The sequence below is a fragment of the Streptomyces sp. NPDC015171 genome, assembly GCF_043079545.1.
GTDB lineage: Bacteria > Actinomycetota > Actinomycetes > Streptomycetales > Streptomycetaceae > Streptomyces.
Map to the genome: position 1 here is coordinate 127,847 of NZ_JBIBUO010000012.1, position 23,583 is coordinate 151,429.

Sequence of the window (23,583 nt, forward strand, 5' to 3'; positions counted from 1 at the left end):
GCCGAGAGGCACGCCGGGGCGGATGCGGCCCGCTGCCCTTGCCCCGCATCCGTCAGCCGGACGGATTCTCCCCCTGGGCCACCTCTACACCGCGGTGCAGCAGGACAGCGCCCGAGAAGGCGGACGCCGCGGCGAGCGAGCACGTCAGCGCCATGGCCAGCAGTACGGGAGCGACGCGCCGCACCGGCGCCTGGAAGAGAAGGGCTTTGACCCGCGCCGGAACAGGACCGGTCACCGCGCCGGCGGCGACCACGGGCAACTGGCCCGGTCCCGGCCCTCGGGTGGCGGCCAGCGCCGCTCGGCCGACGGCCCGCGCGGTGAGCTTCCGGTCACCGGTGGCGCGCGCCGCAACCTCGTCCGCGGCTCGTTCCGCCGCGAAGGACACCTGGGGTACCACGGCGGCCAGCGCCGGATGGCACCAGCCGGCAAGCTGCACCACGGCGAGGAAGAGGTGGTGCCGCCCCGCGAGGTGCGCGCGTTCGTGGGCCAGGAGGGTCTCCCGCTCGCGCGCGTCCAGAGCGCGGAGCATGCCGGTGGTGACCACGATGCGCGCCTGGCCGCGCAGACCGCCGGGCAGCGCGAAGGCGTCAGGGCGGGGATCGTCGACGACGCACAACCCGCCGGCGTGCGGAAGGTGGGCGACGCCGCCGCGGACGGCGCCCAGCCGCCGCGACTCCGACCAGACGCGCCGGGCGACGGTGACGCACGTGATCATGAGGGTGCCGGCGGCCATCACGGACACCCCCAGCACCAGCACTCGTGGACCGGCCCGGAGCGGTTCGACGAGGTGCGCGACGGCGGCGAGCGCGGGCACGGCGAGGGCCACGGGCAGGAGCAGGGCGCCCAGGCACGCCACGACTCCGATGGCCAGGGCGGCAGCGGAGACGGTGATCGCCCACAACGCGACCTCGGGGTGCACTCGGGCGACCGCGCGCCGGGCGAGCAGCGGCAGGAACCATGGCAGCGCGAGAGGGAGGAGCAGCAGGGCGATCATCGGCCGTTCTCCTCCAGCAAGCGCCTCAGCTCTGCTTCGTCCGTCACGCTGAGCCCTTCGACGAAGCGGGCGAGGACCGTACTGCGGTCGGCGTCCTGATCGAGTTCCCGGTGCATGCGCCGAGCCGTCAGCCCGTGCGAGTCCTCCACCGGGAAGTAGAGGAAACCGCGTCCGCCGGGCCGGCGTCCGACCACGCCCTTCTCGTACAGGCGGATGAGCAGGGTCGCCACGGTCGTACGGGCCAGCGGCTGCGGCAACGCCGCCCTGACCTGGGCAGCCGACTGCGGCTGACCGGCCGCCCACAGCGCCGTCAGAACGCTGGACTCCAGCTCGCCCGCGGGCCGACGCTCACTCGCGCTGTCCGTCATGGAACCCATCCTCCCCAACGAGATCGTCTACAACGAGGTAGACCTATCTTCTCCCGTGGACACAGCCTAGGCACACAGCACCGGGTGAGGGTGCCGCCCGTCGCCGAGGACCACGGTCCACTGCGGCGAGCCCCCAGGTCCAGGCGCTCCGGTCCCTCTCAGTGGTAGAGGACGACGAGGGACGCGAGCAGAAGCGCGGCTGAAGCCGTGATCCCCGGGATCCGGTAGCGGCTCCATGCGGCCAGCGCGAGGGAGCACGACCATGCTCCGCCCGCGACGGCGGCAGTCCACCAGCCGGCAGTCGCTTGAGCGGCGAGGAGAGGGAACGGCGCCAGAAGGATCGTCGGCGGGATGACTGCGAGCCGTGGCCTGATGTCGAGTTGCTTGTAGACGGTGATCAGGACGATCAGGGCGGTCGAAAAGGTGAGGGGGATGACTGCCCAGTCCCACCAGGTCCAGCAGAGGCCGTCCGTCCCCTCGCATGCCTGGTCGCTGTGCTGCTTGACCCAGGAGAAGAAGGACACGGCACCGCCGGCCAGGACCGCGCCGGTGACAGCCGCTCCGGACAGTTGCGGTATGACGCGACGTGGTTCCGTGCGGGAGGTGTTCATGCCCGCAGCCTTCCCTGATCGAGAGCCTGGGGCCTGAGTAGGAATACTCAGGCCCCGCATCAGTCGCGACGTGGTGCGTGCTTCTGCCACAAGGACCTGAGCCGCGGAAACGCTCCTGATGGAGACCGCCTGAACCTCACAAGAGGTGATCTACGACCTGCTCAGCGTCCTCACCGCGGTCGCGCGGGGGTCCGCGGCTTGCGGCTGCACCTCCGCCCGTGTTCTCGGAGTCAGAGCGTCCGCCGGCCGGCAGCCGACCGTTCAACACCTGCCGGATTCCGCGTAGGTGTCAGGACTCCGGTGCGGTGGCGGCGTCGTAGGCGGCGCGAGCGGCGGTGATGTCGGTCCGGTGCCGTTCCGCCCAGCCGACGAGCCCGGTGAGCGTCGCGTGGAGTTCGCGGGCCATGGGCGTGAGGCTGTATTCCACCCTGGGCGGCACGGTGGGGTAGACGGTCCGGATCAGCAGGCCGTCGCGTTCCAGCTTGCGCAGGTTCAGGGTGAGCATGCGCCGGCTGATGCCCGTGATGGTGCGTTCCAACTCGGTGAACCGGACCGGCCCGTGTGCGGCGGCGACGAGGATTCCGATGCTCCACTTGCCCGCTACGTGGTCGAGCACCTCGGTGATCGGGCACGCCTCGTTGCTGACCTGGTCGGACACATCGGTGTGACTGCGTGACATGAAAGTGCCTCCTTCCGCCGCACGCCATGGTTACAGATGATGACCGCTGTAACAAATCGTGCACCATTGGAAGGGGTTCCCCGTGCGGAGCACCAACTCATCAGCACAGACATCGCGTTGGGCGGCACTTGCCGTGCTCTGCGCCGGGCAGTTGATGGTCGTCCTCGACGGGACCATCGTGAACGTGGCCCTGCCGTCCATCCAGCACAGCCTCGGCTTCTCCTCGTCCAGCCTGGCCTGGGTGGTCAACGCCTACCTGGTCCCCTTCGGCGGCCTGCTGCTGCTTGCCGGACGGCTCGGCGACCTCATCGGGCGCAAGCGCGTGTTCATGGCCGGCCTGGGCCTCTTCACGGCCGCCTCGCTGCTGTGCGGTGTGTCCGAGGACCCGGCGATGCTGCTCGCCTCCCGGTTCGTCCAGGGTCTCGGCGGCGCGGTGACCTCCGCCGTCACTCTCGGCATGGTCGTGACCCTCTTCCCGCGGCCGAAGGAGCGGGCCAAGGCCATCGGCCTCTACAGCTTCGTCCAGTCCGCCGGCGGCTCGCTGGGCCTCCTCGCCGGCGGCGCCCTGACGCAGACCATCAGCTGGCACTGGGTCTTCTTCGTCAACGTCCCGATCGGCATCGCAGCCGTGCTGGCGGCCTGGCGCGTACTCACGCCCGAGCAAGGTGGCGGCCTCGGCAAGGGGACCGACGTGGCGGGGGCGCTCATGGTCACCTCCGCGCTGATGCTCGGCGTCTACACGATCGTCGAGACCACCGATCACGGCTGGACGTCCGCGCACACCCTGGGCTTCGGCACCGCGGCACTCGCCCTGCTCCTGGCATTCGTCGCCCGCCAGGCGAAGGCGGCCCACCCGCTCCTGCCGCTGCGCGTGTTCCGCTCGCGCAACGTCGTGGGAGCCATGGGGATCCAGGCGCTCATGGTGGCCGGGATGTTCAGCTTCCAGTTCCTGTGCGTGCTCTATCTGCAGAAGGTGCTCGGCTTCGACGAGATACACACCGGCCTCGGCGTCTTCCCGGTGTCGGTCGCGATCGGCGCGCTGTCCCTCGGCCTCTCGCCCAAGCTGATCACTCGGTTCGGCCCCCGCGCCGTGCTCCTTCCGGGGCTCTCGCTGATCGCGGCAGGTCTCGCCGCACTCGGCCGCGTCCCGGCGGGCGGCAGCTATGCCGTGGACGTCCTGCCCGCGCTGCTGCCGCTCGGCATCGGCTTCGGCCTCGCGATGCCAGCACTGGCCACGCTCGCGATGTCGGCGGCCACACCCCGGGACTCGGGAATCGCCTCGGGCATGTTCAACACCATGCAGCAGATCGGCGCCGCCTTCGGCCTCGCCGTCCTCAGCACGCTCGCCACCACGCACACGGACACCCTGCTGGCCGACGGGGCGAGCACCCTCTCAGCACTCACCGCCGGCTACCGACTGGCCTTCCGCATCGGCGCCTGCCTCGTCACCCTCTCCCTCCTCCTCGCCGCCGCCCTCCTGCGATCCGCCGCCCCGGCGCAGCGCCCGGCGACAGCGGACGTGCCGGTCGCCGAGAACGCCGCCGGCTGACCGGCCGGCAACGCCCTCCGGGCGAGGGAGTCCCGCGCCTACGGGAGGACGGGGACTGCTGTGCCGCATTTGATCAGCGCCCTCCGCATGGTGTCCGGGAAGGGGTACGAACGAGTGCCGGACATGACATGCTCGGCGCCCACCCCGCGCCGGCGCCGTGGGGCGGCCTCGGCCTGGAACGGCTCGGCGCCGACGCCTGCCGAAGCAAGGCCCTGAGTGCGCCGGGAATCGCCGAGGTAGTCCCAACGCGGGAGGCCCCCATGGCGGAGTCGCTCATCCGGCTGGCCGGCCTCCCGCCGCATGATCGAGGTGACGGCGGCGCTGCTGTCCAGGCTCATCGAGTGAGCAGGCGTCCCCTGCGGGGACATGGTTCGGTTTTCTGGGAGCGATAGTGGAACAGCACGACCAGCGGTGGATCGACGAACTGGCGGGGCTCGGCTATTCGGCCGTCGAACCCCTCGCCGGGGGGATGGAGGGTGCTGTCTACCGCCTCGGGGGAGGGACGGTCGCCAAGGTATGGGGCCGCCGGGACGAGCGGGACCTCATCGGGATCAAGGAGTTCTACGACGAACTGGCGGACAAGGGACTGAGTTTCGCCACCCCCCGCATCCTGCGCATCCACGGGTCCGAGCTGGGACACTGCACCATCGAGGAGGAGCTGCCGGGCACACCCCTCGACCAGACGGCGCCTTGCGTCGACGGGGATCCCGGACCGCGGGCACGCGACCACGTGCTCGATGTGCTGGCCGAGCTGGGCGCCGTGTCCCCTTCCGGTGGGCTCGGCCGCCTGCCCGTCATGGACGAATCCGTTCCGTTCCGGGACAGCCGGTCGGACTGGGCAGGCTCCCTCACCGCCCTCATCCACCGCCGTCTGAGCCGCTTCGGCCCGCAACTCGACTCCGCCGTCACGGACCTCCCCGGGAAGGCGGAGCGGGTGAAGCGCCTTGTGCGCGCCTGGGGCCACGGTCGCGACGGGCTGGTGCACGGCGACCTGATCACGGCGAACATCCTGGTCGACGAGTCGTTGCGACCGACCGCGGTACTGGATTTCGGGTTCCTGACCACACCCGGCGATCCCGCGTTCGACGTCGCCGTCACGGCGAGCATCATCGATATGTACGGGCCGCAGCACCGGCGTATCGAGGCGGCGTTCGACGAGGCCGCGATCAAGCGCTTCGGATACCCCCGCGAGCTGCTCCTCCTCTACCGCGCGGTGTACGCACTGATCACGAGCAATGCCTACGACCCCAAGGGTGCGGACGGCCACTTCCGGTGGTGTGTGGACATGCTCGAGCGTGACGACGTGGTCGAGGTTCTGAACTCCTGACAGGGAGGTCGACCATGACAGACGCAGTGGCCTTGACGTTCTCCTGGTCGCTCGCCAAGCCGGCAGCGCCTTACCGTGCACCGGCCCCGAGGACTCCCCCCGGGTCGAACACGCACAGCATTACACCGCGGCGTCTGAGTCTGCTCGATCTGGCACCGCGGCACGATCACGCTGAGACCCGCGACTACATCGCCGAGACGACTGCGGACGGCGCCGAAGTTTGTCTGTCCTCTCTGCCCGGCCCCCGCATGGTGATCATCGACGGTCGGCCTCTGTTCATCGATAACTACGTGGTCCCGGGCATCAAGGGCAACAGCGGCTGGCACGTCTTCGACAGAGCAGCCGTCTCTGGGCCCGGGCCATCTTCCGGAACAACGCCTCACGCTGGAACGGCGCGTGCCGCACGGTCGGTGCCGGCCCGCTCAGCGAGCGTCAGTGGCGCATCCTCCGTGAGCTGGATGCCGCCCACCCCGCCCAAAAGGCCGGCCCCCGCATCGTCCTGGACACGCGGAGGGTCGATAACGAACTGGCCGCCATCCGAGAGGCACCCGGCTTAGACACGATGTACCAGGTCTCCCCCCTCCGAGGTCCACGCCTGCTACATGGACCGCAACGGGCCTCCTAGAGGCGTACGAGGGCACCGCGCTAGTGGCGTGAGCGCCGTCCAGTGGCAAGTACACCGCCCTAGACGAGGTGGCGACCCGCTCATCGTTCGCGCCGGCCACGTCGATGGTGCGGACGAAGATTACGACTTCCCCCCAGCGCCAGCCTTGTATTAGCAGCGCTTCATGCCGACCAGCTCGATGATCGAGTCGATGATGTTCCGCTTCAGGGTGCGCTCGGTCCTACCGACCATGAGGAGCGCGCCGCACAGCCCGGTGCGCACATCGTGATGGTCCGGGCCTTGTCCGTGGCAGTCCCCCTGGGCATGACGAAGGCCCGCAGAGCAGCAGGCTTCCCAGGATGCAAACAGTTCACGTCACGATTCGTTCGCGGTGGCCTTCTCCAGGGCTTTCACCAGCTGCACGCGACGGTCGTCGTCCGTGAGTTTCTGGTCCCGGGCAGTCCAGGCAAGGGCGAAGCGGCTGACCTGCCGCCAGTCGCCGGTCGTCTTCATCCCCTCGACCCAGTGCGCGGCGACGGACGGTGTCTTGAACTCGTAGATCGACACCGTGTCCGTGGTGATGAGCTGGGTGCAGTCGTTGGCGTTCGGTTCCTTACCAGCGGCTTTCTGCGAGCAGGCCGAGGTGTTGTCGGTCAGGCTGCCGAGGGTGGTGACGCCGGTGGCGTCGGCAAGCTCGGCGGCGGCCTGCTTGGCGGTGAGGTCGGCGGGCTCACCCTGGAGCTTGCTGGCGGAGGTCTTCGGGCTCGGCGCGCTCTTGGTGTTGGAGTCGCTGCTGGACGAGCAGGCAGTGAGCGTGAGGGCGGCGGCCGCGAGGAGCGCGGCTGCGGTCGTGCGGGTGTTCATGGTCCCCCCATGGACGGGCTGTAGCTGGGGGGTCATCATGCCCTGCGTGAAGGCGGGGCGAAGACACTGGGGCGGACTGGCGCGGCAAGGCGGGCGTCCGTGACGGGTAGGACGAGCTAGGCGAGACGGGGTGCATGGGGCCTGTGCAGAGAGGCGACGTCTCAACCTGGGTGGCGTCGGGGTTCGCGGGCGCGGCGGCAGAGTTCGCGTACCAGACGATCAGAGGTCAGCAACAGCAGATCGGCGAACAGCAGCAGTTCATCACCGGGCAATCGCATTTCATGACCGAGCAGACACGATTCATGGGAGTGCAGCAGCAGAACCTGGAGCTGGAGCGGGCACCCAACCCACGGAACCCACTGACCTGGGCGAGTAACTCTCCATCCCCGTTCACCTGCTAGGTGCTCGCACGACTGTCCTGTCCGCCTCACAGCGTTGGGAAAGAGCTACTGCTCACAGCAGCCGGCCTACCCTGTTCTTCACGGACGACGCTGGGCAGCGCTGGTCACTCGACTCATACGGGAAGCTGGAACCCGCGAGGGCACCAGCGTCGCGTTGTGAAGCCTCCCAGCCGATTCCTATCGTTCGATCTTAAAATAGTCGAAATTCTCTTGATTGTGCAGGAGTCCACCTGGGTGCCCTTCTATGCTTATCCCTGCTTCGCCTGCTCTTCCTCCAGTTCTCCGTCGATCTCTTCGCCGGGACCGGCGGGCGCCTTGGTGGTCAAGGTGGCAGGAGGAGAAGGAGGAGCAGTGGTGAGTTCTGACATGGGCAAACCGCGTAGGCAGTGGAGTGGCCCTGAGAAATGGTCAGTGGGGCTGGCTGCGGTCGGCGTGCTCGTGGCGATCATCGCCACCGTGGGGCAGTTCGTTCATTAGGGACGTCCACACACGACAGACGGTCGCGGCCAGGGCTGCACACGCAGCGAGCCCGGTCTCGAACAACGCGACCGGGCTCGTGAACTGCGGCGCGCGGGGGGCTCGCTCGGCCAGGAGCGGGCCCTCCGTCCTCGCACGAAAGCGATGATCAACCTTCGTGTAGCTACAAATCTACCCGCTCAAACTAATATGTGAAGCGGTTTGCGCACCAAATGCTAGGAACTAAATGTCTCCCCAATGCTGGGGCTGGCATTTGGATCTTGATCGACACCACGTGCGACAGTCGAGGTTTGGGGCGGTGAGAGCGAGCCAGCCCGGTGCACGACGTCGCGGGCGGGGCGGGGCGGCGTCATCGTCCTCGTTGCTCCGACGGCGCTGGTAACAGCGACGGCTCATCATGGCCGTCATGACGGTCCGCGCGTACCAACGATTCACGCCATTCTCGGTGTCGTCCGGCACCGGCCAGCGGCTACGGGCGAGGTCGGCGCGAATGGTCCCGGCCTTGATGCCGATGCTCGCGTCCTCCAGCTGCCGTACGCGGCACTGATGCCGGCCTCGGCGCGGGCTTGGTGGACGGTGTGCCGCCAGAAACCGACCGGACTGCGCCCGCCCAGGCGAAGGGCGGCGAGGAGTGCGACGAGTATGCGCCAGGTGACCAACGCGTCCCACAGTCGTCCCCACAGGCGAGGCGGGCGCTTCTCCTCGGCGGGAGGCGAGGACGACCTGCTGGACGTGATGGACAACGAGATAGGGACCAGAGGCGGCGCGGGCGCGCGCGGCGGAACCGTTGCGAGGGGGCGGAGGCGGGGTGCGCCACGGCGGGACCGCGCCGGACGGCGGGCCCGGGGGCAGCGTTGCGCCGGCCGGAAGGGCCCGGGTGGGCGTGATGGGCCGGTTGCTGCGCCGACTTCGGCAAGGCGTTGACGACATTGGCCATTTTGTGAACCCAGCACCTTTGGTGCCGGGCTTCGGGGAAGACTCCCGCCAGGGTCTCCAGAAGCCGAGCGCGCCGTCGCCGACAGTCAGGACCGGGGCACGCATCCCGCGCCGGGTGACTTCGCGGTAGCCGTCGGCCATCGCGATCAATCACGGTCACCGACCTGAGCTGGTGGTAGCCGTTGCGCACCACCAAACAGCGCTCGTTATCCTCACGATGATCAGCCAGCTCGGCTATATAGGACCCGTGCAAATGGAACGCTGGATCACAGCAGAGGAACACCACGAGGCGCAGCGCGCGGCCGAGGATCGGAAGCGTCGGACTGCGGACCGTCTCATCCGGCACGGCCTGAGCCGGGCGAACGTCGACTCGGTCCACGTCGGCGACTGCTGGACCGCGAGGAAGAGCGGTCGGTGCCGTCCGGCGAGCCGAGAACACGCGATGGACGCACTCCGGCAGCAGGTGCCGGCTGCCGCACTGCCGCCCGGACACCGAGCTAAGCCTTGTCCCGTAAATGATCGACGTCGTACTAGGCTGACCTGCTGACCTGCTGACCTGCTCGCCTTCTCGGCTACCCGGCTACCCGGCGAGAGCGAGGTTGTGCGGGCGGGCAATGCCGAGCATGGCATGGTGCACGCCATCGCCTTTCGAACGGCAGTCGCGGGGGATCTTCCAGGTCTTCATGCGGGCGAAGACGTGCTCGATGCGGGCGCGGACCTTGCGGTAGGAGGCCTCATGTTCCTCTTTCCAAACCCGGGAGCTCGGCCTGGCCGCGCTCGCGGCGGTGCGGGAGGACCGGGCCGGTGCCCCGGTAGCCGCCGTCCGCGATGACCGTGGCTTTGCCGACGGCGGCCTTGGCGCCAGACAGCTCCCCTACCTTGCAGTCGTTGCGGTTGCCGGGCAGCGGTCGGCCGACGGCGACGACGAGCCGGGTATCGACGTCGATGACGACTTGATGGTTGGTCGAGTACCTGTACTTCTTCGACTGCTCGGCGATCGTGTGGTCACGCACGGGCACCAGGGTCCCGTCCACGATCAGTAAGGTGTCCCTGCGCAACCGCTTGTGGGGCTGCAGCGCGAGCAATGGCGCCAGGTGGTCGACGATGCGGTCGGCGGCCGCCTTCGAGATGCCCAACAGGGGCGCGAGCTGTCGCTACGTCAGGTTCGTGCGCCACTACGCGGCCACCAGAAGAACCCGGTCCTCCAGAGGCAGGAGCCACGGTCGGCCCCTGCGGATCGGGGCCGCGCCATCGCCCCGTAGCGCGGCAATCAGCTTGCCGAACTGCCGAGGGCTCAGCCCGGTGAACGAGCCTATCCAGGACGGCTCAGACGCCGTGATCACACCAGCCACATCAAGATCAACGCAACCGTCGGCTTGCACACGCAGGCTTCCCCACGGACCTTGGTCTCCATAGATCAACAGCATGGGACGATGACTGGCATGTCGGGCCAGGTCTGGGTGTCACTCATATCGTTGGGCGGCGTTGTCCTCGGTGGCACGCTGTCCTACCTCGTCCAGCACAGGACTCGGTAGTCAGCGGAACGTGCCGAACAGCAACGCCAGCAGATCACGTTGTCGGAGACCCGCCGAGCGGAACGGCTGGCGCTGCTGGAGCGGTTCATCGAGGTAGGGGCCGAGGCTGAGCGCGCCGCCTTCAGCCGACCGGCAGAGTTCGACGACACCCACCCCTGGTACCGCACGACCCAGGACGTCATGAACAGGCTATGGGTCGCGGAGCGACTCCTTCGCATCCAATTCCCCCTGCCCGTACATGACGCAGCACGCGCCTACTTCCTCGACCTGAACCGGACCGTGTGGGAAGGCCTGCCCGACGGCGAGAGCGTGCGGGACTACCTGGAGGACAACCGGCTGGCGTTTCTCGACGCGGCCCGAGCCGTCATGGGATAGCCCACCCGCGACCCGCGAAGATCTATTGCGGGGCGGCCCTTGGGTATCGATGCAGCGTGACCGCTCGGCTGGCCTCCCGGGATGAGTACGCAAGAAGGCCCCGCAGATGATGAGCCTTGGGACGAGTTACTCGGATGTACAGCGCAAGGTCTCAAAGACTTCATCGCGATGAAAGGCTCGACAGCGTGCCCCATCAGGCAGCGCGGGGGCACACTATCACCGGTTCAGTTATTGTCCGGCAGTGGTCTGCCGAGGCGGATTGCCGTCTGGCAGGGAAGCTTCTGCTTGTACTCCCTGCCCTGCTGGTTGTACAGGAAGGAGCACCCGCCGAGGTCTCCGTGGACTGGGCCCGTCACGGTGATCTTCGCGGCGAAGTAGTAGTCACTTTCTTGCCTTCCCTTGAGATGTATCGAATTACCGGCGTAGTTGGTCAGCTTCTCGGGATCCTTCGTGCCGTACTTCCCCCCGGAGTAGGCGAGGAGATATATCCCTCCAACTTCTTCGGTGTCGAAGACTCGGTATTCACCTACCTTCAACCCCTCGGGGATTTCAGTGAAACGAGCTTTCTCGATTTCAACGGAATCGCCGGAGGTATTGTTCGGGAGGGGGAGGGCGGCCCAGAAAACCTCACCGACCTGCGCGTGCTCGGTACCGACCCTCCCTGTGGACTGCATGCCTCCGCTCAGTGCATGCCCTTGGGCCACACTCCCTGAGGAGTGGGCTGTGCAGGCAGCGGTGACCACGCCGACGAGGACGACCGTAGCCAGACCGCGCCAGGTTCTCGGAGGAGAGGACGTTGTCGGGCCTGCCGTTGAGGCTGTCATTCTTTCCCCATATGTCGTGTTCCTGGTTTCCCGCAGTGCCCCTTTGAGCATGCCGACGGTCGAGCTGGCCGGCCTCGACGTCGCCGAGATCCAACCACGTCGCCGCACGCTGCAATTGGATTGCAACCCTCCTGTTGTGAAGCAGAATCACACCCCTCTTCCCGTCTATGTCCGTTTGACGGGGGGCTGACTGTTCGCCTACTGGACCGTTTCGCAACCGAGATACCCGAATCTCGGGCCCTGACCTGGGCTTTTACGGGACCTGATCGGTGCGTGGGGTCAGGGCTCCTAGCGACGCCGCGGCCGGTCAAGTCGCGGATCGGGACATACTCTCCAGCGGTCTCCGTCGTCGGCAGCCCGCCTACTCCCGAAGGCGGGTCACCTGGCCGCATGAAGGCAGTGGCGTGCCGCTGCTCGGGCCATCCCGCCCGTCCGTGGTCGCGTCGGAAGGCCGCGACGCAGGCCGGACTCGCTGTTCTCCGATCGCGGCCACGACCACGACGCCCACCGTGACCAGGTCCGCGAGCGAGGCATCGTGCCGACGATCGCCAGCCATGGTACTCGGCACGCCACCGGGCTGGGCACCTACCGCTGCGTGGTCGAGAGGACGTTTGCCTGGTTGCCCGACTTCGAGCGCCTGCATGTCCGTTGGGAACGCAGGGCCGACATACACGAAGCATTCCTCAAACTCGCCTGCTGCCTCATCACCCACCGCCAACACCTCGTTGGTCAGCCGCTGGAGGTGTAGGCGAGCAGGCTGGAGTCGCCCAGGACGATGCCCGCCGATTCGTCGACGAGGAGCGGCGCGACCCGCGGGCCTGGCAGGTCCTTGCCCGTGCGGGCATCGAGGGCGACCGCTCCGTTGTCGGTAGTGCCGTAGACACGGCCGTGCCAGGCCGTGGTGATCTTGGGAGCGATACGGTCGGCTTGCCTGTCCGGAAGCCGCCACGCCACCTTGCCGGTGGAAGGTTTTAGGCCGTAGACGACGTAGGAGGCGGCGCCCATGCCGTAGCAGATGAGCATGCTCCGGTCGTCGTAGGTGCAGGTGGAGCCGGCGAGGTCGGCCGGGAGGGTTTGCAGAGTACGACCGGTGCGGGGGTCGGCGAGTCGGTCGTAGTGTCCGTTTTCGTAGTCCTTGCCGTGGACGCGGAGTTGTCGTGGGCCGGCCGAGTCTGCACTCGCGGAATCGCCGAGAGGGCCCTGCCAGAGTCGTTTGCCGGTGGCGAGGTCGAATCCGGCGGGTCGCTGATCAATGCCGATGTCGTCTTCCAGCAGCGCTCCCGCCACGGTTTGATCGGTGACTGCGCTCGCCTGGAACTTGTCAGCGCCCCATGCCTGGCGCGGACCGTCCAGGTCGATGCCATAGGCGGCAGCGTGGTCGTGGTGGAAGGTGGAGACACGGATGACGGCGATGCCGTTGTCCGCGCCGATGACTGAGGCCTCGGGGTCATCCTCCGTGGCCCATTCAGGCAGCCGCAGCGTGAGGTGCCAGATGGCTTTGCCGGTATCCGCGCTGGTACCAATGACCTCTACCACCGTGTTGCTTGCCTGTGTCCCGGTGCCGGTCCGCTTCACAACAAAGGGAGCGATGACAGTCGGAGTACCGTGGCCGGTGACGAGCAACGGGGCATCGGCGTGGTTGGTGTCGTTCCATCCGTTGCCTGTTTCGACGGGCGTGAGTTCAGGCGTGACCGTAGCGGTTATCCGACCTGTTGCGGTGTCCATGGCTTGCATCTGGGTTGTGGTCGCAACGAAGGCGGTTGACTTGTAGAGGGTCACCGGCAAGGGAGCGTTCAGAGTCCCTCCCGCAGTCAGCCTCCCAGCGATGGCCTGTTCCGGCAGCGAGACCGGGTGACCGGTGGCGAACGTCGCCGGCGGATCGTGGACCGGTCGCGAAGGTGCGCTCGGCTTGGCCGACTCCGATTGCATGGATTTCGGGTGCGTCCCGTGGCTGTCATTGCTGCCGCATCCTGCCAGTGCGCTGAGAACGACAAGTGCTGCGCTTGCCCAATACGCGGATGCGCGCGTCAGCCGCATGCTGCTCACCCTTCCCCGGGGTTCGAACGAATCAGACGTACCGCCGCTGATCACTCTAGAGACAGCTTCTGACAGGCGCCGACGCCCAGTTGCCTAATCAGGCCACCCAGAGGCGGCCATCACCAGGCCACCGGGCGCCGCCCCACGACTACAGTTCCAAGGCACTCGAAGCTGCGGCTGAACCGAGCGCCGAGCTGTCGAACCGTCCAGCAGGACCAGGCCAGGTGCTGAGGCCTCACTGAGTTCGGAGCCTGTGAACGGCTGCCGGACCGATCCATCTCATTGTGTTAGCCGCTGTAAGAGATGTCCGAATTCAACGGAGCGTAGTCAGCACCACATCAGCACGGGATTCAGCACCGCACCGTCTAGTCACCTCGAACCATGCGTCCCGGACAGCATTCGTTTCGCCCCCGTCGAGCCCCTGGGCCGTCCTTCCGTGGCCCAGCATGGGGGCTGCACGCATACCCGACCCCCAAACTATGGTGCCCCACCACATGTGACCCTGACCTGCAACTTCCTACCGTGTGCCGACACCCACCCGTCCCCACCGCACACGAGGAAGTGGCACCCATGGCAGCCGAAGGAACCACCGCTCCCCCACCCCCCGCCAGCCTCCCCAGAATCGTCGCCGCCAGCCTCATCGGCACCACCATCGAGTGGTACGACTTCTTCCTCTACGGTTCCGCCGCCGCGCTGGTGTTCAACAAGCTGTTCTTCCCGGACTCCGATCCGCTGGTCGGCACGCTGCTGTCGTTCCTGACGTACGCCGTCGGGTTCGCGGCACGCCCGCTGGGGGCGCTCGTGTTCGGGCACTACGGCGACCGGCTGGGGCGGAAGAAGCTGCTGGTGTTGAGCCTGGTGCTGATGGGCGGCGCGACGTTCGCCATCGGGCTGCTGCCCACGCACGCCACCGTCGGCAGCGCCGCGCCCGTGCTGCTCACCGTGCTGCGGCTGGTGCAGGGCTTCGCGCTGGGCGGGGAATGGGGCGGCGCCGTCCTGCTGGTGTCGGAGCACGGGGACGCGCGGCGGCGCGGCTTCTGGGCCTCGTGGCCGCAGACCGGCGCCCCGGCCGGCCAGCTGCTCGCGACCGGTGTGCTCTCGCTGCTCACCGCCGTACTCTCCGACGACGCCTTCGGCACCTGGGGCTGGCGGATCCCCTTCCTGCTCTCCGGCGTGCTCGTGCTCGTCGGGCTGTGGATCCGGCTGTCCGTCGACGAATCCCCCGTCTTCCAGCAGGCGTTGGAGCAGGCCGAGGCCCGGCGGGACGAGGGGCCCGAGAAGCCGCCGCTCGTCTCCGTGCTGCGACACCACTGGCGGGACGTGCTCGTGGCGATGGGCGCCCGGATGGCGGAGAACATCAGCTACTACGTGATCACGGCGTTCATCCTCGTCTACGCCACCACCTCGGCCGGCGTCTCCAAGCAGACCGCGCTCAACGCCGTACTCATCGGCTCCGCCGTGCACTTCGCCGTCATCCCGGCCTGGGGCGCGCTGTCCGACCGGATCGGGCGGCGGCCGGTGTATCTGCTGGGCGCGGCCGGTATCGGTCTGTGGATGTTCCCCTTCTTCGCACTCGTGGACACCGGGTCCTTCGGGTATCTCATCCTGGCCGTGACCGTCGGGCTCGTCCTGCACGGCGCCATGTACGCGCCCCAGGCCGCGTTCTTCGCGGAGATGTTCGCCACCCGGATGCGGTACTCGGGCGCGTCGATCGGCGCCCAGTTCGCCTCCGTGGCGGCCGGTGCGCCCGCCCCGCTCATCGCGACCGCGCTGCTCGCCGACTACGACAGCTCCACGCCGATCTCCCTCTACGTGATCGCCGCCGCCGTACTGACCCTGATCGCGGTCGCCCTGTCGCGGGAGACCCGGGACCGGGACCTCGCGCGGATCGAGGACGAGGGCAGAACGGCCTCCGAGGCGGCGCCGGCCACCCCGGCGCGGACGGTCTGACCCGCGCCGCCGACCGCGTCCCGGCACTGACCGGCCTGCGTGCGAGGCCGGTCAGTGCCGTACCGGCGCCGCCAACCGGTGCAGCCGCAGGGCCAGCTGTATCTCCAGGGCGCGGGCCGGCGTCTGCCAGTCCGCGCCGAGCAGACGGCCCACCCGCTCCAGCCGCTGCGCCACCGTGTTCACATGGACGTGCAGCGCGTCCTTGGTGCGCGCCGGGCTCATCCCGCCCTCGAAGTACGCGTCCATGGTGCGCAGCAGCTCCGTGCCGCGCCGCTCGTCGTACGTCACCACCGGACCGATGGTCCGCTCGACGAAACCGGCGATGTCCCGCTCGCCCGCGAGGAGCAGCCCGAGGAAGCCGAAGTCCTCGGCCGCCGCGCCGTCCCCGGACCGGCCCAGCAGGTGCAGCGCGTCCAGACAGCGGCGGCCCTCGGCGTAGGCGGCGGCGACCCGCTCGGGGTGCGCGGCGAGGTCGGTGACGGGGGCGGAGGCGCCGACCGTGACCGGCTGGTGGACGGCCGTGCCCAGGTGGCGGGCGGTGCGGCGGGCCGTCTCCGTGGCACTGTCGCCCGCGGCCAGCGGCAGCAGCAGGACGGTGCCGCCGTCGCGGGCCGCGGCCAGACCCTGCCGGGTGGCCGCGAGATGGGAGGCGGCCGACCCCAGCCGGCGGCGGGCCGCGGCCTCCTCGTCGGCGTCGGCCGCCGGGCCGTCGAGGCGGGCGGCGAGGACGACGTGGGTGGCGGCCAGGTCCGCGTCGAGGCGGCTGGCACGTTCGCGCAGCAGCCGCGGATCCCGGTCACGCGCGTCCAGCAGGTCGTCCAGCAGCTCACCGCGCACGCGCTGTTCGGCCTCGGCGGCGGAGCGGCGGGCGAGCAGCAGCAGTGACGTGACCATCGCCGCTCGCTCCAGGGTGCGCTGGTCGACAGGGTCCAGGCCGGGGTGGCCGCGCAGCACCAGCGCGCCGAGGAGTTCGCCGCCGGCGGCCACCGCGGCGATCCAGTCCCTGCCGTACGGCACGGCGTGCCCCTCGGCGCGGGACGCCTCCAGCGCCGCCGCGGGTGCCGCGGCGGCCTCGGCGAACTCGACGGTGCCGTCCAGGACTTGGGAGACGGCGGCGGCGACGTCGTGGACTCCGCCGCCGCGCAGCACGAGTTCGGCGAGGCGGTCGTGGACCTCGGACGCCCGCTCGATGACACCGCTGCGGTCGCGGATGATCTCGTTGGCGCGCTCCAGGCCGGCCAGCGCGGAACGGGTCTCGGTGAGCAGGTTGGCGGTGTCGATGGCCGCCGCCGCGAGCGCGGCGAAGGAGCCGAGCAGGGCGATCTGCTCGCGCTCGAAGACCCTCGCCCGCCGGTCCGCCGCGAAGAGCACGCCGATCACGTGCGGGCCGAGCGTCAGGGGGACGCCGAGGATGGCGACCAGGCCCTCGTCCTGCACGCCGGCGTCGATGGTGTGCGTGTGCTGGAAGCGGCCGTCCTCGAAGTAGTCGTCGGTGACGTACGGCCGCGCGGTCTGGGCGACGAGCCCGCCGAGCCCTTCGCCCATGCCGAGGCGCAGCTGCTGGAAGCGGGCGGCGACGGAGCCCTCGGTGACCCGCATGTAGGTGTCGCCGCGTGCCGGGTCGTTGAGGCTGAGGTAGGCGACGTCCGTGCCGAGCAGGGAGCGGGCGCGCTGCACGATCGCCTGCAGCACGGCGTCCAGATCGCGGAGGCCGGCGAGGTCGTGCGCGGTCTCGAAGAGGGCCGAGAGCTCCGCCTCGCGCCGTCGCCGGCCCTCCAGCTCGGCGCGCACGCGCAGGGCGAGCAGCCTGGCCTCTTCCAGCGCGGCTATCCGGCCGGCCGGCTCACCCTCGGCTCGGGCGAGCAGCACGGGCTGCTCGTAGGCCTCGACGGAGGCATCGCGGGCCAGCAGGTCGAGGTACGGGGCCTCGGCGCTGCCGCTGGGTGCCGGCTGAAGGTGATCGCGGGACATGGTCACAGGATTCCGTATCGGCCGCCCGGCCCGGCAGGCCTGTGGAAAACTCCCGGAGCCGGAGCCGGAGCCGGAGCCGGAGCCGGACCCGGAGCCGTCCGGCCGGTCAGTGGGCTGTCCATCCGCCGTCCAGGACGAGCGAGGTGCCGGTGACGAAGGACGCCTGGGGGCTGCACAGATAGGCCACGGCCTCGGCGACCTCCTCGGGTTCGATGAGCCGGCGCAGCGCGCTGTCCTTCAGCAGGACGTCGGACAGCACCCGCTCCTCGGGAATGCCGTGCGCCTGCGCCTGGTCGGCGATCTGCTTCTCGACCAGGGGGGTGCGCACATAGGCCGGGTTCACACAGTTGGAGGTCACTCCGTGGGCGGCGCCCTCCAGTGCCGCCGTCTTGGACAGACCTTCGAGGCCATGTTTGGCCGCCACATAGGCCGATTTGAAGGCCGAGGCGCGCAGTCCATGGACGGAGGAGACATTCACGATCCGGCCCCAGCCTTGCGCGTACATGTGCGGGAGCGCGCCGCGGATGAGGCGGAACGGTGCCTCCAGCATCACGGTGAGCACGGTGTGGAACACCTCGGGCGGGAACTCCTCGATGGGCCGCACGAGTTGCAGCCCCGCGTTGTTGACCAGCACATCCGTACCGGCGGCCGCGCGCTCGGCGGCGTCCAGGTCGGTGAGGTCCACGACCCGCGGTACGACGGTGCCCGCGAGGTCGCGGTCCCGCTCCGCCTGCTGGGCCAGCTCGGCCAGACCGGCCGCGTCGCGGTCGACGGCGCGCACCTCGGCACCGGCGGCGGCCAGCCGCAGCGCGCAGGCGCGGCCGATGCCGCCGGCGGCACCGGTGACGAGCGCGGTGCGCCCGCCGAGGTCGAGGGCGAGGGGCTGGACGCCGGGGCCGGGCAGGGGGGTGGGCGAGGTCATGTGCCGACCCTAAGTGGAACCCCCTGGTCACCACATGTGGTGATCGCCCACACTTCAGCCGAGAGTCATAGGGTCAAACCATGTGGGTGCATCAGACAGGGCCTGCTTGATCCGGAAGCGGCCGAACTCGTTCAGATCGGGCAGCGCGTCCACACTGAACCAGCCGACTTCCAGCGACTCGTCGTCGTTGACCCGGGCCTCGCCGCCCACGGCCCGGCAGCGGATGGTGATGTCCATGTACTGGCAGACGTCACCGTTGGGGTACGTGACCGGCTCAAGGCCCTGGACCAGCACGACACGCTCGGCGACGCAGTGCACCGCCGTCTCCTCGAAGACCTCCCGCATCGCACAGGCCGCGGGCTGCTCGCCCGGCTCGGGGATGCCGCCGATCACCGACCACTTGCCCGTGTCGGACCGACGGCCGAGCAGCACTCTGCCCTCGTCGTCGAAGACGATCGCGGTGACTCCGGGGAGCCACAGCAGCTGCCGGCCCGCGGAGGTCCTGAGCGTGCGGAGGAAATCGGGAATAGCCATGGTCCGACCCTAACGGGGCCGCGGCCCGGCCTCCGGCCCGGTTCCGGGGTCGTACGGCAGACGTACGGCGCCCGTACGGCTACGCGTCACCGGCACGCCGGGCGCGCAGCCCGGAGCCGATCGCCCAGCCGATCCCGCCCGCCGCGACCAGCACCAGGGCGATCTCCGGGAGGATGCCCAGGTCGGTGGCGGGGGTGCTGGAGGTGCGCAGCGGCACCTTCTGGACGAGATAGGCGGGCACGAACATGCCGGTCTTCTGGGTGATCCGCCCGTCCGGCATGATGACCGCGCTGACACCGCTGGTCACCGGCACGGTCACGGTTCGGCTGTGCTCGACGGCACGGACCCGGGACATGGCCAGCTGCTGGTACGTCATCTCGCTGCGGTCGAAGGTGGCGTTGTTGCTCGGCACGGAGATCATCTCCGCGCCGTGCGTCACCGTGTCCCGCACGGCCCAGTCGAAGGCTGCCTCGTAGCAGGTGGCCAGGCCCACCTTGGTGCCGTCGAGGTCGAACACGCCCGGCTTGCCGCCCCGGCTGAAGTCCTGGCGGACCATGTTGGTCCAGTCCTTGTTGATCGCGCCGACGAGCGAACGCAGCGGAAGGTACTCGCCGAACGGCTGGATCTGCCGCTTGTCGTAGGTCTGCGTCGGGCCCTTGACCGGGTCCCACAGGATCTGCTCGTTGAGCAGCTCGCCGCCCCTCTCCACGACACCGCCGACGGAGACGGGCACACCGATGTCCTTGGCCGCCCGCTCGATCACCTCGGCGGCGTCGGGATAGGCGAAGGGGTCGATGTCGGAGGAGTTCTCCGGCCACAGGACGAAGTCCGGCTTGGCGACCTTGCCCGCCCGGACGTCGACGGCGAGCTTGTGCGTCTCCCGCGCGTGGTAGTCGAGCACGGCCCGCCGCTGGGCGTTGAACTCCAGCCCCGAGCGCGGCACGTTGCCCTGGATGAGCGCCACGGTCGCCGTACCGCCCTCCGCCGAGTCGCTCACCAGCCCGCGGGCCGCGACAGCACCGGCGACCGGTACGGCGACGCTCAGCAGCGCGACGGCCGCGGCGGCCCGCCGCACGGCCCGGGTCCGGCGCCGCTCCGCGATCAGCCGGCCGGTCTCGTACAGGCCGAAGCCGCACAGGACGACCGCGAAGCCGAGCACCGGGGTGCCGCCCACCGCGGCGAGCGGCAGGAAGACGCCGTCGGCCTGACCGAAGGCGATCTTGCCCCAGGGGAAGCCCCCGAAGGGCATGCGCGCGCGGACCGCCTCGCCCGCTGTCCACAGGGCGGCGGCCCACACCGGCCAGGCCGGCAGCGTGGAGACGGCGGCGACGCCCACGCCGACCAGGGCGACGAAGAGCGCCTCGATGGCGGCCAGCACCAGCCAGGGCCCCGGACCGACCTCCACGCCGGTCCACACCAGCAGCGGCAGCAGGAATCCGAGACCGAAGAGGTAGCCGAGGCCGAGGGCGGCCTTCCAGCTCCGGCCGCGCAGCACCCAGGCGAAACCGGCGAAGGCGGGCAGCGCCAGCCACCACAGGGTGCGCGGCGGGAAGCTGACGTAGAGCAGTACGCCGCAGAGTACGGAGGCGGCGGCCGGGACCAGACGCAGCGAACGGGCTCGGAGCCGGCCGGCGGCGCGGCGCGGCTTCAGCTCGTCCGGCTGGTCCACGGGAGGTGCGGTGACGGTCACCCGGGGAGTGTACGGCGGTTGCCGTCGCGGCCGACAGCGCGGTCCGCCGCCGCGGCACGGTCGATCGGCGCTGGTGGGCGCGTGTTCCCGGCGTCGGCGGCCGGACGCCCGGCCCGGCACCGCCCCCTGGGGAGCCGCCCCGGCTCCCGGCCGACGGCCCGGCGGACAGGCCGCCGGTACCCGGCGGAATCGTCATGTTCTCCCGCGCCTCGTCCCCAAACCGGTCATGAGCCGTTACGGTGTGCCCAGCCTCGACAGCGCGGCCGGACCCGGCCCGCGGTCGTGGCCTGCCACTGGTCGGGGGACCGGGTACGAGGGGCGATGGGTGGGGTCGACGGGGACGGGATCCGCCGCCGGTACATACGGCGCGGACGCCTTCAGTACAAGAAGAAACGTTTCTGACGGGACGGGCATGATCCTGTTGGGGGCCTGCGCGGGATGGTCGCTGATCACCGCGGCGGCCCATGACGGGCGGCCCGAGGGCATGCTGCTCGCGGTCCTCGCGGTGGCCGCCGGCTATGCCACGGGCCGGGTCTCGGGCGCGCTGCTGCCGGTCGTCGCGCCCTGTGCCGGGGCCGCGGCGGGCATCGCCCTGGCCGCGGTGCTGCCCGGCCTCTCCCCCGGCCCCTGGTACGACGCTCCGCTCGGACACTCCGGTGCCACGGCCGCTCTGCTGGCGCTGGCCACCGGGGCCGCGTGCTGTGCCGCCTGGGCGACGACCGTACCGGCACTGCGCCTCGGGCTGAGGGCGCTGGCCTGCGCCGCCGTGCCGGCCGGGGTCCTGCTGGACTCGCCGGCCGGGTGCGCGACCGGCGCGGCCGTCCTGCTGTGCTCGCTCGCCGCGGGCTCGGCGCGCGGCCGGGGCGGGTGGCTGATGGGCCTGGCCGGGGCGGCGGCCCTGGTGACGGGCACGGTCTGGGCGATCGCGGCGGACGCGCTGCCCGGCGGCCTCGCCCGGACGCTTGAGGGCCGGCTCACCGCGCACCGGGTACTGCTGTGGCAGGACACCCTGCGGCTCGCGGGCCAAAGCGGCGGTCTGGGAGCAGGACCCGGCCGGTTCGCCGAGCTGAGCCGGTCCCCGCAGCCCCCGCTGTCCGACGGCACACCCCACTCGGCCCCGCTCCAGCAGGCCGCCGAGCAGGGCCCCGTCGGGGTGTTCCTGCTGGTCGCGGTCTTCTGCTGGGTCCTGTACGCGCTGTGGCGCACCGCCCGTCCCACGCCGGTCGCCCTCACCGCGGGCGCGGCCCTGACGGCGCTGGCCGTGATCGCCGCGGTGAGCAACGCCCTGAGCTTCACGACGGTGACGGCGGGCGCGGGGCTCCTGGCCGGCTGGGCCACGGCCCGGCCGTGGACCGGCGAGACCGCGGCGGGCGGCACCTGAGCGAGCACACCGCCGACGGCGGCGAGACGGAGAAAAGGAGAAGGAAGGGCGGGCAGGAGGCGGGCTCGGGCCGTGTCAGCCGGCCGTGCCCGGTCTGATCGTCCGCAGCCGGTCCCTGATGACCCGCACCGCGGACTCGGCGTTGTCCACGGTGATCGTGAACGTATGGCCGTCCCACAGGCGCAGCACGATGCCCTCGCCGCGGCGTACGACGACCGCGGTGCCCTTCTCGGGACGCCAGCGGTAGCCCCAGCCGCCCCAGTGCCGGGGCGTGACGAGGGCGGTGAAGTCGGCGCCGGCCACATGGGAGAGCGGGATACGGCGGCGCGGCAGCCCGATGTGCCCGCAGCGCACCTCCAGGGACTCCCGGTCGAGCTTGAGGTCGACGTGCACGAAGGCGAGCGTCCCGAACAGGACCAGCAGGCCGGCCGCGATGCAGCCCACGACGGACATCACCAGCGGGGCGACGCCGGTGGTCCAGGCCGATTCCACGGCCAGCTGGATGCCGAGCGCCATGCAGGCGGCGCCGACCAGCGCGAGCAGCCACTGGACCCGGTTGGTGGCGCGTCCCGTCCACACGTCCGGGTTCCGCTTGTCTTCGACGCGGGAGTGGTCCCTCATGTTTACGAGGTTACTCAGGTTTCGCCGCGCGGGTAGCCGCCGAAAGAGAGCGAGTACTCCGTGCCGGTACGGGCACGGGCCCGGACCGGCACGGACGGCCACCGCACGCGGAACGCCTCAGGCGCGGTCGGCGACCGGGCCGACGGCCGGCAGCAGCAGACCCTCGGCGTAGTGCAGGGCGGGCGCGGGCAGCTCGCCGGTCCGACCGCTCAGCAGTACCGTGAGCACGCCGTTCGCCGGTGCCCCGGGGGCGGGCTGCTCGCCGATCCTGCGCAGGGCCTGGGCGGCCACCGCTCCGGCGGATCCGTGCAGCACGAGCGGGGCGGCGCCGGGGCGCTGGACCGCCGCGCGGATACGGTCGGCGACCAGCTCGTAATGGGTGCAGCCCAGGACGACGGTCGTTACATCGGCGGGCGTCAGTTCGGCCGCGGCGGCGACGGCCGCCTCGATGGCCGCCTCGTCCGCGTGTTCGACCGCCTCGGCGAGCCCCCAGCACGGCACCTCGGTCACCCGCACCCCGTCGGCGAAGTCCTCGATCAGTCCGCGCTGGTAGGCGCTGCCCGTCGTGGCGGGGGTCGCCCAGATGGCGACGGGTCCGCCGCCGGCCGCGGCCGGCTTGATCGCCGGGACCGTGCCGATGACCGGGATCGCGGGCTCCAGGCGCGCGCGCAGGGCGGGCAGCGCGTGCACGGTGGCCGTGTTGCAGCCGACGACCAGCACGTCGGGCCGGTGGGCCGCGGCGGCCTCGGCGACGTCCAGCGCGCGCCGGGTGAGGTCCTCGGGGGTACGCGGGCCCCAGGGCATGCCGTCCGGGTCGAGGGAGAGCACGAGATCCGCGTCGGGCCGCAGGCGCCGTACCGCGGCGGTGGCCGCCAGCAGGCCGATTCCGGAATCCATGAGCGCGATCTTCACCCGGCCACGATAGACGATCCG

At 70.2% G+C, this 23,583-nt stretch carries 20 protein-coding genes and 4 pseudogenes; 9 read left to right on the forward strand and 15 right to left on the reverse strand.

Features of this window, described 5'->3' with window-relative positions:
* Window positions 1-52 precede the first annotated feature (52 nt).
* The 4 genes from ACF073_RS28970 to ACF073_RS28985 all read right to left on the reverse strand — a co-directional run bounded on the left by ACF073_RS28970 (window position 53) and on the right by ACF073_RS28985 (window position 2,652).
* Complete coding sequence (locus ACF073_RS28970) at window positions 53-994, reverse strand: M56 family metallopeptidase (RefSeq protein WP_392074346.1); 942 nt, start codon at window positions 992-994, stop codon at window positions 53-55.
* Window positions 991-1,362, reverse strand: a complete 372-nt coding sequence (locus tag ACF073_RS28975) for a BlaI/MecI/CopY family transcriptional regulator (protein ID WP_392074347.1) — start codon at window positions 1,360-1,362, stop codon at window positions 991-993. The genes ACF073_RS28970 and ACF073_RS28975 overlap by 4 nt, the downstream gene beginning before the upstream one ends.
* 158 nt (window positions 1,363-1,520) lie before the next feature.
* Window positions 1,521-1,973, reverse strand: coding sequence for a hypothetical protein (locus tag ACF073_RS28980; RefSeq protein ID WP_392074348.1), 453 nt, complete (start codon window positions 1,971-1,973; stop codon window positions 1,521-1,523).
* Window positions 1,974-2,262: 289 nt separating this feature from the next.
* A complete protein-coding gene (locus ACF073_RS28985) occupies window positions 2,263-2,652 on the reverse strand; it encodes a winged helix-turn-helix transcriptional regulator (RefSeq protein WP_392074349.1) in 390 nt (129 codons plus the stop codon).
* 154 nt (window positions 2,653-2,806) lie between these two features.
* On the opposite strand from ACF073_RS28985, the gene ACF073_RS28990 reads away from it, so the two are divergent.
* Both ACF073_RS28990 and ACF073_RS28995 read left to right on the forward strand, forming a co-directional pair.
* The gene (locus tag ACF073_RS28990; protein WP_392074518.1) at window positions 2,807-4,201 is read left to right on the forward strand and encodes an MFS transporter; all 1,395 of its coding nucleotides are present in this window, start codon (window positions 2,807-2,809) and stop codon (window positions 4,199-4,201) included.
* 391 nt (window positions 4,202-4,592) lie between these two features.
* On the forward strand, window positions 4,593-5,528 hold the full coding sequence (locus ACF073_RS28995; protein ID WP_392074350.1) for a phosphotransferase family protein: 936 nt from the start codon (window positions 4,593-4,595) through the stop codon (window positions 5,526-5,528).
* 979 nt (window positions 5,529-6,507) lie between these two features.
* Here the strand turns inward: ACF073_RS28995 and ACF073_RS29000 are convergent.
* Window positions 6,508-6,996, reverse strand: coding sequence for a hypothetical protein (locus ACF073_RS29000; RefSeq protein ID WP_392074351.1), 489 nt, complete (start codon window positions 6,994-6,996; stop codon window positions 6,508-6,510).
* Between the two features lie 134 nt (window positions 6,997-7,130).
* Here ACF073_RS29000 and ACF073_RS29005 point away from each other — a divergent pair, with 134 nt between their 5' ends.
* On the forward strand, window positions 7,131-7,397 hold the full coding sequence (locus tag ACF073_RS29005) for a hypothetical protein (protein WP_392074352.1): 267 nt from the start codon (window positions 7,131-7,133) through the stop codon (window positions 7,395-7,397).
* A 1,357-nt stretch (window positions 7,398-8,754) separates the two neighbouring features.
* Here the strand turns inward: ACF073_RS29005 and ACF073_RS29010 are convergent.
* Window positions 8,755-8,960 (reverse strand): annotated as a pseudogene (locus ACF073_RS29010) (transposase); the annotation flags it as partial.
* A gap of 103 nt (window positions 8,961-9,063) precedes the next feature.
* Between ACF073_RS29010 and ACF073_RS29015 the strand changes: the two are divergent.
* Window positions 9,064-9,357 carry a DUF6233 domain-containing protein gene (locus tag ACF073_RS29015; protein ID WP_392074519.1) on the forward strand — a complete coding sequence of 98 codons (294 nt, stop codon included), beginning with the start codon at window positions 9,064-9,066 and terminating at the stop codon, window positions 9,355-9,357.
* A 33-nt stretch (window positions 9,358-9,390) separates the two neighbouring features.
* Here ACF073_RS29015 and ACF073_RS29020 read toward each other — a convergent pair.
* Window positions 9,391-10,162 (reverse strand): annotated as a pseudogene (locus ACF073_RS29020) (transposase).
* A gap of 81 nt (window positions 10,163-10,243) precedes the next feature.
* Between ACF073_RS29020 and ACF073_RS29025 the strand changes: the two are divergent.
* A pseudogene (locus ACF073_RS29025) lies at window positions 10,244-10,720 on the forward strand (hypothetical protein).
* 224 nt (window positions 10,721-10,944) lie between these two features.
* Here the strand turns inward: ACF073_RS29025 and ACF073_RS29030 are convergent.
* The gene (locus ACF073_RS29030; RefSeq protein WP_392074353.1) at window positions 10,945-11,394 is read right to left on the reverse strand and encodes a hypothetical protein; all 450 of its coding nucleotides are present in this window, start codon (window positions 11,392-11,394) and stop codon (window positions 10,945-10,947) included.
* Between the two features lie 49 nt (window positions 11,395-11,443).
* Here ACF073_RS29030 and ACF073_RS29035 point away from each other — a divergent pair, with 49 nt between their 5' ends.
* The gene (locus ACF073_RS29035) at window positions 11,444-11,734 is read left to right on the forward strand and encodes a hypothetical protein (RefSeq protein WP_392074354.1); all 291 of its coding nucleotides are present in this window, start codon (window positions 11,444-11,446) and stop codon (window positions 11,732-11,734) included.
* A 228-nt stretch (window positions 11,735-11,962) separates the two neighbouring features.
* A pseudogene (locus ACF073_RS29040) lies at window positions 11,963-12,292 on the forward strand (transposase); the annotation flags it as partial.
* On the opposite strand, the gene ACF073_RS29045 reads toward ACF073_RS29040, so the two are convergent.
* On the reverse strand, window positions 12,274-13,581 hold the full coding sequence (locus tag ACF073_RS29045) for a PQQ-binding-like beta-propeller repeat protein (RefSeq protein ID WP_392074355.1): 1,308 nt from the start codon (window positions 13,579-13,581) through the stop codon (window positions 12,274-12,276). The pseudogene ACF073_RS29040 and the gene ACF073_RS29045 overlap by 19 nt on opposite strands.
* A gap of 570 nt (window positions 13,582-14,151) precedes the next feature.
* Here ACF073_RS29045 and ACF073_RS29050 point away from each other — a divergent pair.
* Window positions 14,152-15,531, forward strand: coding sequence for an MFS transporter (locus tag ACF073_RS29050; RefSeq protein WP_392074356.1), 1,380 nt, complete (start codon window positions 14,152-14,154; stop codon window positions 15,529-15,531).
* Between the two features lie 51 nt (window positions 15,532-15,582).
* Here ACF073_RS29050 and ACF073_RS29055 read toward each other — a convergent pair whose 3' ends face one another.
* The 4 genes from ACF073_RS29055 to lnt all read right to left on the reverse strand — a co-directional run bounded on the left by ACF073_RS29055 (window position 15,583) and on the right by lnt (window position 20,648).
* Window positions 15,583-17,502 (reverse strand): helix-turn-helix domain-containing protein, encoded by a 1,920-nt coding sequence (locus ACF073_RS29055; RefSeq protein ID WP_392074357.1) that lies wholly within the window; start codon window positions 17,500-17,502, stop codon window positions 15,583-15,585.
* 106 nt (window positions 17,503-17,608) lie between these two features.
* Window positions 17,609-18,424, reverse strand: coding sequence for a 3-hydroxybutyrate dehydrogenase (locus tag ACF073_RS29060; RefSeq protein WP_392074358.1), 816 nt, complete (start codon window positions 18,422-18,424; stop codon window positions 17,609-17,611).
* Window positions 18,425-18,478: 54 nt separating this feature from the next.
* Window positions 18,479-18,958 carry an NUDIX domain-containing protein gene (locus tag ACF073_RS29065; RefSeq protein WP_392074359.1) on the reverse strand — a complete coding sequence of 160 codons (480 nt, stop codon included), beginning with the start codon at window positions 18,956-18,958 and terminating at the stop codon, window positions 18,479-18,481.
* 79 nt (window positions 18,959-19,037) lie between these two features.
* A complete protein-coding gene (lnt, locus tag ACF073_RS29070; protein WP_392074360.1) occupies window positions 19,038-20,648 on the reverse strand; it encodes an apolipoprotein N-acyltransferase in 1,611 nt (536 codons plus the stop codon).
* A gap of 412 nt (window positions 20,649-21,060) precedes the next feature.
* Between lnt and ACF073_RS29075 the strand changes: the two genes are divergently transcribed.
* Window positions 21,061-22,029 (forward strand): O-antigen ligase family protein, encoded by a 969-nt coding sequence (locus tag ACF073_RS29075; protein WP_392074361.1) that lies wholly within the window; start codon window positions 21,061-21,063, stop codon window positions 22,027-22,029.
* Window positions 22,030-22,104: 75 nt separating this feature from the next.
* Here the strand turns inward: ACF073_RS29075 and ACF073_RS29080 are convergent, their stop codons facing one another.
* Window positions 22,105-22,650 (reverse strand): hypothetical protein, encoded by a 546-nt coding sequence (locus ACF073_RS29080; RefSeq protein WP_392074362.1) that lies wholly within the window; start codon window positions 22,648-22,650, stop codon window positions 22,105-22,107.
* Window positions 22,651-22,767: 117 nt separating this feature from the next.
* Window positions 22,768-23,562: a glutamate racemase gene (locus tag ACF073_RS29085; protein ID WP_392074363.1), complete on the reverse strand. Its 795-nt coding sequence runs from the start codon at window positions 23,560-23,562 to the stop codon at window positions 22,768-22,770.
* Window positions 23,563-23,583 lie beyond the last annotated feature (21 nt).

What these genes read in the sequence shown, in the direction of transcription:
- ACF073_RS28970 (WP_392074346.1), bottom strand. Translation starts at nt 994, where the DNA reads ATGATCGCCCTGCTGCTCCTCCCTCTCGCGCTGCCATGGTTCCTGCCG.
- ACF073_RS28975 (WP_392074347.1), bottom strand. Translation starts at nt 1,362, where the DNA reads ATGACGGACAGCGCGAGTGAGCGTCGGCCCGCGGGCGAGCTGGAGTCC.
- ACF073_RS28980 (WP_392074348.1), bottom strand. Translation starts at nt 1,973, where the DNA reads ATGAACACCTCCCGCACGGAACCACGTCGCGTCATACCGCAACTGTCC.
- ACF073_RS28985 (WP_392074349.1), bottom strand. Translation starts at nt 2,652, where the DNA reads ATGTCACGCAGTCACACCGATGTGTCCGACCAGGTCAGCAACGAGGCG.
- ACF073_RS28990 (WP_392074518.1), top strand. Translation starts at nt 2,807, where the DNA reads ATGGTCGTCCTCGACGGGACCATCGTGAACGTGGCCCTGCCGTCCATC.
- ACF073_RS29000 (WP_392074351.1), bottom strand. Translation starts at nt 6,996, where the DNA reads ATGAACACCCGCACGACCGCAGCCGCGCTCCTCGCGGCCGCCGCCCTC.
- ACF073_RS29005 (WP_392074352.1), top strand. Translation starts at nt 7,131, where the DNA reads ATGGGGCCTGTGCAGAGAGGCGACGTCTCAACCTGGGTGGCGTCGGGG.
- ACF073_RS29015 (WP_392074519.1), top strand. Translation starts at nt 9,064, where the DNA reads ATGGAACGCTGGATCACAGCAGAGGAACACCACGAGGCGCAGCGCGCG.
- ACF073_RS29030 (WP_392074353.1), bottom strand. Translation starts at nt 11,394, where the DNA reads ATGCAGTCCACAGGGAGGGTCGGTACCGAGCACGCGCAGGTCGGTGAG.
- ACF073_RS29045 (WP_392074355.1), bottom strand. Translation starts at nt 13,581, where the DNA reads ATGCGGCTGACGCGCGCATCCGCGTATTGGGCAAGCGCAGCACTTGTC.
- ACF073_RS29050 (WP_392074356.1), top strand. Translation starts at nt 14,152, where the DNA reads ATGGCAGCCGAAGGAACCACCGCTCCCCCACCCCCCGCCAGCCTCCCC.
- ACF073_RS29055 (WP_392074357.1), bottom strand. Translation starts at nt 17,502, where the DNA reads ATGTCCCGCGATCACCTTCAGCCGGCACCCAGCGGCAGCGCCGAGGCC.
- ACF073_RS29060 (WP_392074358.1), bottom strand. Translation starts at nt 18,424, where the DNA reads ATGACCTCGCCCACCCCCCTGCCCGGCCCCGGCGTCCAGCCCCTCGCC.
- ACF073_RS29065 (WP_392074359.1), bottom strand. Translation starts at nt 18,958, where the DNA reads ATGGCTATTCCCGATTTCCTCCGCACGCTCAGGACCTCCGCGGGCCGG.
- ACF073_RS29075 (WP_392074361.1), top strand. Translation starts at nt 21,061, where the DNA reads ATGATCCTGTTGGGGGCCTGCGCGGGATGGTCGCTGATCACCGCGGCG.
- ACF073_RS29080 (WP_392074362.1), bottom strand. Translation starts at nt 22,650, where the DNA reads ATGAGGGACCACTCCCGCGTCGAAGACAAGCGGAACCCGGACGTGTGG.